Origin of the sequence: Castellaniella sp., from assembly GCF_034007085.1 — a bacterium.
In the GTDB taxonomy this organism is placed as follows: Bacteria; Pseudomonadota; Gammaproteobacteria; order Burkholderiales; family Burkholderiaceae_B; genus Castellaniella.
In genome coordinates this window covers 1-6,833 of the sequence record NZ_JAVERO010000117.1, presented here as the reverse complement: position 1 = coordinate 6,833, position 6,833 = coordinate 1, and the positions used below count along the sequence as shown (strand labels likewise).

Genomic DNA, 6,833 nt, shown 5'->3' with positions numbered 1-6,833 from the left:
ACCGTTCATTTTTTGGGTGGCAACGCTCATGAGCAGGCCCTGGGGATCGTGCAGCAGCCCGCCGCCCCCGCCCATGATGAACAGGCCCGCCAGCACGGCGCCGCCGCACAGATTGCCGATCCAGCTCACGCTCAGTACTGCGCCGGCTTCGGCCCAGCTGCCCTGGCCCCGGTAGCGGCGCAGCGCCATGATCATAGTGTGGCCGGTGAACAGTTCGGCGCCGGCGATGATCACCAGGATCAGCGCAATGCCGAATGTGGCCCCCATGACCAGTGGGCGCAGGTCGGCCGGCATACGGCTGCCCAGGCTGAGAATCAGGATGATGCCCAGGCCGATATAGGCGCCGGCCAGCATGCAGCCCACGAAGAATCCGTGCGGCGCGCGGCGCAGCAGGGCGAGTTTGGCGTTGGCGGCCTTCACGAAGCCGTCGATGGTGTCGTCGTACATGGTGCGCTCCCTGAGGATGAAAGGACTTCATTCAGGGTTAAGCAATTCACGTGCCAACTTTTGGGTGTGTGCGTGTCGGTGCAGGGCGGCCAGCCGATATGCAGGGCGCGCGGGCGTGTGTTGCTGTGCCGTGCCGGGTGGTGGTGGCACGGCGCCCGGGCAGGGCGGCAGGATCGATGATGGGGCGCGCCTGCATCAAGACGGTGCCGGGGCGCACCAGCAATATTTCATTCAGGCTGCCGCCTGGTCCATGTGCGTCATGATGCGGTCGGCGAGTTGCTGGAAGTCTTTTTTAGCATCGCGGACGGCACCTGCGTGGCTGCCGATGGCCCCATCGGCTGATGTCAGCTTGAAGATTGGCTTGCGGCGTTCTTGAGCCATGGGGATGAGGCTGCGGTAATGCTTGATCGTGGCCAGGCAATACGGGTCGTCTTGCTGGCGCATGTCGGGGATGGCGGGTTCGGATAGCACCGCCTCGCGGTAGATGGCGGGGATGCGTTGAACCCATTTGTCGTAGGCCTGCACGGGTCGATCAAGACGGACACTGTGCTGCTGACATAGATATCCGATGGGGCGCATGCTGCCCGTTGGCAACGCGAAATCCGGATACGCGAGTTTTTCGTGGCTGTTGTTCCAGTTGTCCAGGCGTTTTTGCCACAGACTTTTCCATTGACGCAGCGTGGGACCGAGGTTGGCGAGGCCTTGCAAGGAAAACAGATCGGCGCCCAGCGGGATGACGACGTAATCGGTTGCCAGCAGGGCAGACCGGTTGATGGCGCCCAGATTGGGGCCGATGTCCACCAGGATGAGGTCCGCCTTGACGCTTTTTGCAGCCATTTGCATGACTTGCCAGAAGGCGCTCAGGATGCGCATGGGGCGATACAGGTTGTGATCACCCATGCTGTTGGGCCATTCGCTGGATAGAAGGTCCTCGTAACTGGAGAGCACAACGTCACCAGGCAGCAGGTGCAGTCCCGCCGTGATGCGTTGCAGTCTGGGCCGGGAGATGTCGCCCACGCCTGCAAGTGGTTTGACGCATTCGTAGATGGTGGAGCCAGCCGCTTGCTGGGTCCAGATTGCCTCGATTTGGTCTTCGTCGAGAAAGGCGGCCGTCAGGTTGGCCTGGGGGTCGAGGTCGATGGCCACCACCCGCTTTCCTTGGTTGGCGTAGGTCCAGGCAAGGTGGTAGACCAGCGAGGTCTTGCCGACGCCGCCCTTGTTGTTGAAGAAGGTGAGTACGGGCGTCATGATTGTGGTTTGCCGGGTAATGTGCAGGCGACCATGCTGGGGCTGATGTCGAATTTTGGGGCAGGGTTGCCGTTTTTGTTCATTTCCTGCCGAGTGATGGCGATGCCGCGACCGAAGGCCTGGATGAAGCCGTAGACTTTCAGTGCGTCTGCAATGTTGGGGTTGCGGTAGTCGGTGATGCCGGGATGCCCGAAATTTTCGGGTGTGACATTACCGTAGGGGCCGCCGGGGCTGTGGATTTCGATCCGATTATTGAACCAGTAGATCCGGATGGGCGCGTTGGTGCCTTCGTAGGTACGATGCAGGACGGCATTGTAGAGAACCTGTTGCAAGGCGGCCTGAGGGTAGGGAGAGTCTTTTCGGTGGGTGGGGGCGGACAGGATGTCAAAGGCAATCCGGTTGTGTGCTCTGAGTTTTTCTTCGGTCTGTCGAAGCATCTCGACCAGGGCGCCGCCGATCCGGGCCTCGTCGATGACAGGGTCGGTCAGGCTTTCCCCATCGATCCGCAGAAATTGAATGCTGGCACCGGGCAGGAAATCCTGGGGTGCCTTGCCGATGGCCAGTAAACCCAGGACGGTTGGCACGGGGTCGTCTGGGGAGGCGATCATCCGGCAGGAGGCCAACCGTTCTTCGTAGCTGCGATGGTTGGTTTCCAGGACATCGTCCGCAAAAGCCTGGGGCAGGTATTCGGTTTCGAAGATGGTGCGTGACAGGTCGTCAAGGCTGGCAGATGGCACGGGATACAGATCGAACGGCAGGTTCTTGTAGCGCCGCTTTTCTGTCAGAATCCGCTCTTCCTGTGCGTTGGCGATGGCGCGGCGTGGCCCGGTTCGGACCCAGATCCGACCGTCGTACTTGACAGGTGGCATATCTGAGGGCTGGACGGTGACGACTGCATAAGCAGCGTTGTCGAGCGTGCGTTTTTCGACCGACAAGACGGGAAGTGGCAGGATGTTGCCATCGGTTTTCATGTCGGCCAGAGCAAGTAAAAGTCGGTCGCTGATGTCGATGCCGCTGGGGGTGCCGTCGTCTCGCGCGCCGATGAACAGAACGCCGGGAACGTTGTGTCCTGGCAGATCGTTTGCAAAGGCACACACAGCCTGCCTGGCCTTTTTCGGGGCATCGCCCTTGAAGGTCTCCTTGCGCTCCACCCGATCGGATTCCAGATCGAGCAGGAGAGCGAGCAGCGTGTCATCGCTCAGTCGTTGCATACGTGCCCTTTTTGCCGTTCGAATGTGTGCGCAGCATGATCAGCTCATTATAGAGAGGACGGTGACGAGCGGAGTCGGGTCAACGAATCCCCTGCAGGATCACTCAGGGATCGCTGTGAAAACTACGGCCGTAACTTTGCGACTGCCCCTCTGGCCGCCGTTTTCCTATGCTGTCGTCATTCGATGGAAACGGAGGATGCGACATGCGGGAACGACTGGATTGCGCGATTCTGGCGCCGGGCAAACAGGACTGGGCAGGCGCCCTGCATGGTCCGCACCTGGGCGGGCGGCTGGTGCTGCACACGCCGCAGCAGCCGCATGACACGGCCGCCGATGCGCTGGCCGATCCGGCCTTGGCACTGGGACGCTACGATGCCGGGTTGCTGTATGTGGACGCATCCTCGCTGCGGGACTGGCGCACGGCCCTGGCGGCCCTGGCAGGTCGTCTGCCGGCGGTGCTGGCGGTCTATGCGGTTGGCTTGCGGGCCCCGGCCGTGCACGACCTGATGGCGCTGGGGGTGGCCGATTTTATGCGCCCGCCCTTTTGTCCGGACGAATTGCGCGTCCGTCTGGACCATGCCCTCAGCCGCCTGGCGCCGGCTCGCATTGCCGAGCACGTGCCGGTCTATGGCGCGGGGCTGACCGAAACCGGGGTCGGGGCGAAGGCGCCGGATGCGCCGGGCCGGCCGGCAGCTGCACCCGAACCCCCGGTCACTGAATCCGAGATCGCGCTGTGTGACACCATTCTGGATCGTTCCGGCAGCGAACTGGAAGCCTATGCAGTGGCCGTGGCCATGCAGCGGGCCACGTCGCGGGAATCCTTTCGTGCGGCTAAATGCCAGGTCGTGGCCCGCTTCGAACGCGCCTACATCCGCGCGGCCCTGGGGCGGCATGCGGGCAACATCACCCTGGCGGCACGCATGGCGCAGAAACATCGCCGCGCATTCTGGGCCTTGATGCGCAAGCACGACATCGATCCGGCGCCCTATCGGCGCGCAGCGGCTCCGGACTGAAGCCGCTGCGCCGGCAGGCGGTCAGGCAGACAGGATCAGGACTGCGTGCCGTGTTGGTTCTGGAAATATTCCCGCGTCAGCTTCACCACCAACGGGCTCAGCAGGATCAACGACACCAGGTTGGGCAGTGCCATCAGGCCGTTCAGCGTATCGGCCAGCAGCCAGGCGAAATCCAGTTGGCTGATGGCGCCAAACGGGATCACGGCGACCCAGATGATGCGGTAGGGCAGGGTCGATTTGGTGCCCAGCAGGAATTCCCAGCACTTTTCGCCGTAGTAGCTCCAGCCCAGGATGGTGGTAAAGGCGAACACCACCAGCGCCAGGGTCAGGATGGCGCCGCCGATGCCGGGCATGGAGACCTCGAAGGCGCTGGCCGACAGTGCGGCACCACTGGCGCCGCTGCTCCAGACGCCCGAACACACAATGGCCAGGCCGGTGATGCTGCAGATGATGATGGTGTCGATGAATGTGCCCATCATGCCGATCAGGCCCGATTGCACGGCGTTGGTGGTGGTGCCGGCGGCCTGGGCGATCCCGGCCGATCCCAGGCCGGCTTCGTTGGAGAAGACTCCGCGTGCCACGCCGTAGCGGATGGCAGCCATGACGGCAGCGCCCGCAAAACCGCCCGTGGCGGCGATGGGCGAAAAGGCATGCGTGAAGATCAGATCCAGGGATTCCGGGATGCGGTCGGCATTGACGATCAGCACGACCAGGCCGGCCAGCACATAGGCCACGCACATGAATGGCACCAGGGATGCCGCGACGGCGCCGATGCGCTTGATGCCGCCCAGGATCACCAGGCCGATCAGGATCATGGTGATCACGCCGGTTACCCACAGCGGGACGGAGAAGGTCGATTCCAGGGCCAGGGCCATGCTGTTGACCTGGACCATGTTGCCGATGCCGAACCCGGCAAAGCCGCCGAAGATCGCGAACGCCACGCCCAGCCACAGCCATTTGCGGCCCAGGCCGTTCTTGATGGCGTACATGGGGCCGCCGGCGTGTTCGCCGCGATCGTCTTTTTCGCGGAAATGGACGGCCAGCACCACTTCACAGTATTTGGTGGCCATGCCGACCAGGGCCGTGCACCACATCCAGAACAGGGCGCCCGGCCCGCCGACGGCGATGGCCGTGGCGACCCCGGCGATGTTGCCGGTGCCGACGGTGGCGGCCAGGCAGGTCATCAGGGCTTCGAACGGGCTGATCTCGCCGGTGGAGGTATCACCCCGATGGCGGCCGCGCCAGATCATGGCAAAGCCGGTGCCGATGCGCCGCAGCGGCATCAGTTTCAGCAGCACCATCAGGAAAAAGCCGGTCCCCAGGATCAGGACCAGCATCGGCGGCCCCCAGACCAGACCATTGATCTGGTTGACGAGTTGATTCAGGAATTCCATGTCTCAGACACCCTCCAGGATAAAAATTTTCGCAATGCTAACACCCTGCTTTCAGGCAAAATCCCTGAATTTCCTCCATATATGGTGGAAATTTCTGTCAGAGCAGAAAAAATACCAAAAATAGGGGTAAACCATGATGCTGAGGCAGGGGTGGGATTTTGCAAAACAAAGATTTTGTCAAATTTTGTATCTATATAAACATTGATAATTATCATTTGCATTTGAATGGCTTCCTGCCGACAATCTGAGAAACTCTTTCAGACGTTTGTGCATGGCTTCCCGATTTCCCGTGGGCTCTTCCCCATCTTCCATGTTCCCCGCAGACGGGGCCGGTCGTGGCGTCCGGCGCCGCGCTTTGCTGGGCCTGGCGTCCGCGTTGGGGATGCTGGCGCTTGCTCCGGCGTCGGTCCGGGCGTCCACGCCGTCTGGCGTGGACGCAGCGCCGCTTGACCGGCCCCTGGTCTTGTCGGGTCCGCCGGCCACGGTGTCCTACCCCTTGGTCCATATGGCGGAATCCGGCGCGCTGGCCGATCTGGCGCCGGAAACCCGCTTCCAGCTGTGGCAGAACCCGGACCAGCTGCGTGCCTGGGCGGTGCGCGATGGCGCGGATTTCATGGCCATGCCGTCCAATGTGGCGGCCAATCTGTACAACCAGGGGGTGCCGCTGCGCCTGCTGAACGTGACCACCTGGGGCATGTTGTGGCTGGTCACGCGCGATGAATCGCGGCGTTCGCTGGCCGATTTCCGGGGGCAGGAAATCGCCATGCCGTTCCGTTCGGACATGCCCGATATCCTGTTCAGTCTGCTGGCGGACCGCCTGGGCCTGGATGCAAAGCGGGATTTTTCGCTGCGCTACGTGCCGACGCCTTTTGACGCCATCCAATTGCTGCTGACCCGGCGCGCGGATCATGCCCTGCTGCCGGAACCCGCCGTATCGATGGTGTTGCGCAAAAGCGGGTCGTTTCCGGTGTCGGTCGTGGCGCCCACGCTGTATCGCGGCGTGAACCTGTCGCAGGCCTGGGGCGATATTCTGGGCCGCGAACCGCGCATCCCGCAGGCGGGGATCACGGCCGTCGGGCCGCTGCGCACGGATGGGCGGTGGATCGAGCGGGTGCGGCGGGCACATGCCGATTCGCTGGCCTGGTGCCTGGCGCATCCGCAGGCATGCGGTGAACTGGTCGCGCGTCACATTCCCATGCTCACGCCTGCCGCCGTTGCCGATTCGATCGAGCAGGCGCGCGAACGGGCGCTGGACGCGCGCGCCGCCCGGCCAGAATTGGACTACTTTTTCGATTGCCTGCTCGACAGGCAGCCCGCGCTGGTGGGCGGGCGGTTGCCGGACGATGATTTCTATGGCTAGGCTCCCGCTGGACGTGGCTTGCGGATCCGATGCGCCCGCCGGGTGGATGGCCGTTGCGCTGCGGCGCCTGGCCGATGGCGCCGGCGCGGTCCTGGCCTATCTGTGGAGCGGTTGGGGGGCCGTGGCCAGCCTGCTGCTGTTCTGCGCGCTGTGGGAATGG

The 6,833-nt window shown here is 63.1% G+C and carries 7 protein-coding genes; 2 read left to right on the top strand and 5 right to left on the bottom strand.

Features of this window, described 5'->3' with window-relative positions:
• The 3 genes from RBR29_RS09680 to RBR29_RS09670 all read right to left on the bottom strand — a co-directional run.
• The coding region (locus RBR29_RS09680) for a formate/nitrite transporter family protein (RefSeq protein ID WP_320348880.1) at positions 1-447 on the bottom strand (447 nt) is incomplete at its 3' end.
• 231 nt (positions 448-678) lie between these two features.
• Positions 679-1,695, bottom strand: a complete 1,017-nt coding sequence (locus tag RBR29_RS09675) for an AAA family ATPase (protein WP_320348879.1) — start codon at positions 1,693-1,695, stop codon at positions 679-681.
• Positions 1,692-2,906, bottom strand: a complete 1,215-nt coding sequence (locus tag RBR29_RS09670; RefSeq protein ID WP_320348877.1) for an ATP-binding protein — start codon at positions 2,904-2,906, stop codon at positions 1,692-1,694. The genes RBR29_RS09675 and RBR29_RS09670 overlap by 4 nt, the downstream gene beginning before the upstream one ends.
• Before the next feature lie 203 nt (positions 2,907-3,109).
• Here RBR29_RS09670 and RBR29_RS09665 point away from each other — a divergent pair, with 203 nt between their 5' ends.
• Positions 3,110-3,919: a helix-turn-helix domain-containing protein gene (locus tag RBR29_RS09665; RefSeq protein ID WP_320348875.1), complete on the top strand. Its 810-nt coding sequence runs from the start codon at positions 3,110-3,112 to the stop codon at positions 3,917-3,919.
• A gap of 35 nt (positions 3,920-3,954) precedes the next feature.
• Here RBR29_RS09665 and RBR29_RS09660 read toward each other — a convergent pair whose 3' ends face one another.
• Both RBR29_RS09660 and RBR29_RS09655 read right to left on the bottom strand, forming a co-directional pair.
• Positions 3,955-5,313: a sodium:alanine symporter family protein gene (locus tag RBR29_RS09660; protein ID WP_320348873.1), complete on the bottom strand. Its 1,359-nt coding sequence runs from the start codon at positions 5,311-5,313 to the stop codon at positions 3,955-3,957.
• Entirely contained in the window at positions 5,301-5,534 is a 234-nt protein-coding gene (locus RBR29_RS09655; RefSeq protein ID WP_320348872.1) for a hypothetical protein, read from the bottom strand. Before RBR29_RS09655 ends, RBR29_RS09660 begins: the two co-directional genes overlap by 13 nt.
• Before the next feature lie 89 nt (positions 5,535-5,623).
• Between RBR29_RS09655 and RBR29_RS09650 the strand changes: the two genes are divergently transcribed.
• On the top strand, positions 5,624-6,673 hold the full coding sequence (locus RBR29_RS09650; protein WP_320348871.1) for an ABC transporter substrate-binding protein: 1,050 nt from the start codon (positions 5,624-5,626) through the stop codon (positions 6,671-6,673).
• The last annotated feature ends 160 nt before the right edge of the window (positions 6,674-6,833 follow it).

What these genes read in the sequence shown, in the direction of transcription:
- RBR29_RS09675 (WP_320348879.1), bottom strand. Translation starts at nt 1,695, where the DNA reads ATGACGCCCGTACTCACCTTCTTCAACAACAAGGGCGGCGTCGGCAAG.
- RBR29_RS09670 (WP_320348877.1), bottom strand. Translation starts at nt 2,906, where the DNA reads ATGCAACGACTGAGCGATGACACGCTGCTCGCTCTCCTGCTCGATCTG.
- RBR29_RS09665 (WP_320348875.1), top strand. Translation starts at nt 3,110, where the DNA reads ATGCGGGAACGACTGGATTGCGCGATTCTGGCGCCGGGCAAACAGGAC.
- RBR29_RS09660 (WP_320348873.1), bottom strand. Translation starts at nt 5,313, where the DNA reads ATGGAATTCCTGAATCAACTCGTCAACCAGATCAATGGTCTGGTCTGG.
- RBR29_RS09655 (WP_320348872.1), bottom strand. Translation starts at nt 5,534, where the DNA reads ATGCAAATGATAATTATCAATGTTTATATAGATACAAAATTTGACAAA.
- RBR29_RS09650 (WP_320348871.1), top strand. Translation starts at nt 5,624, where the DNA reads ATGTTCCCCGCAGACGGGGCCGGTCGTGGCGTCCGGCGCCGCGCTTTG.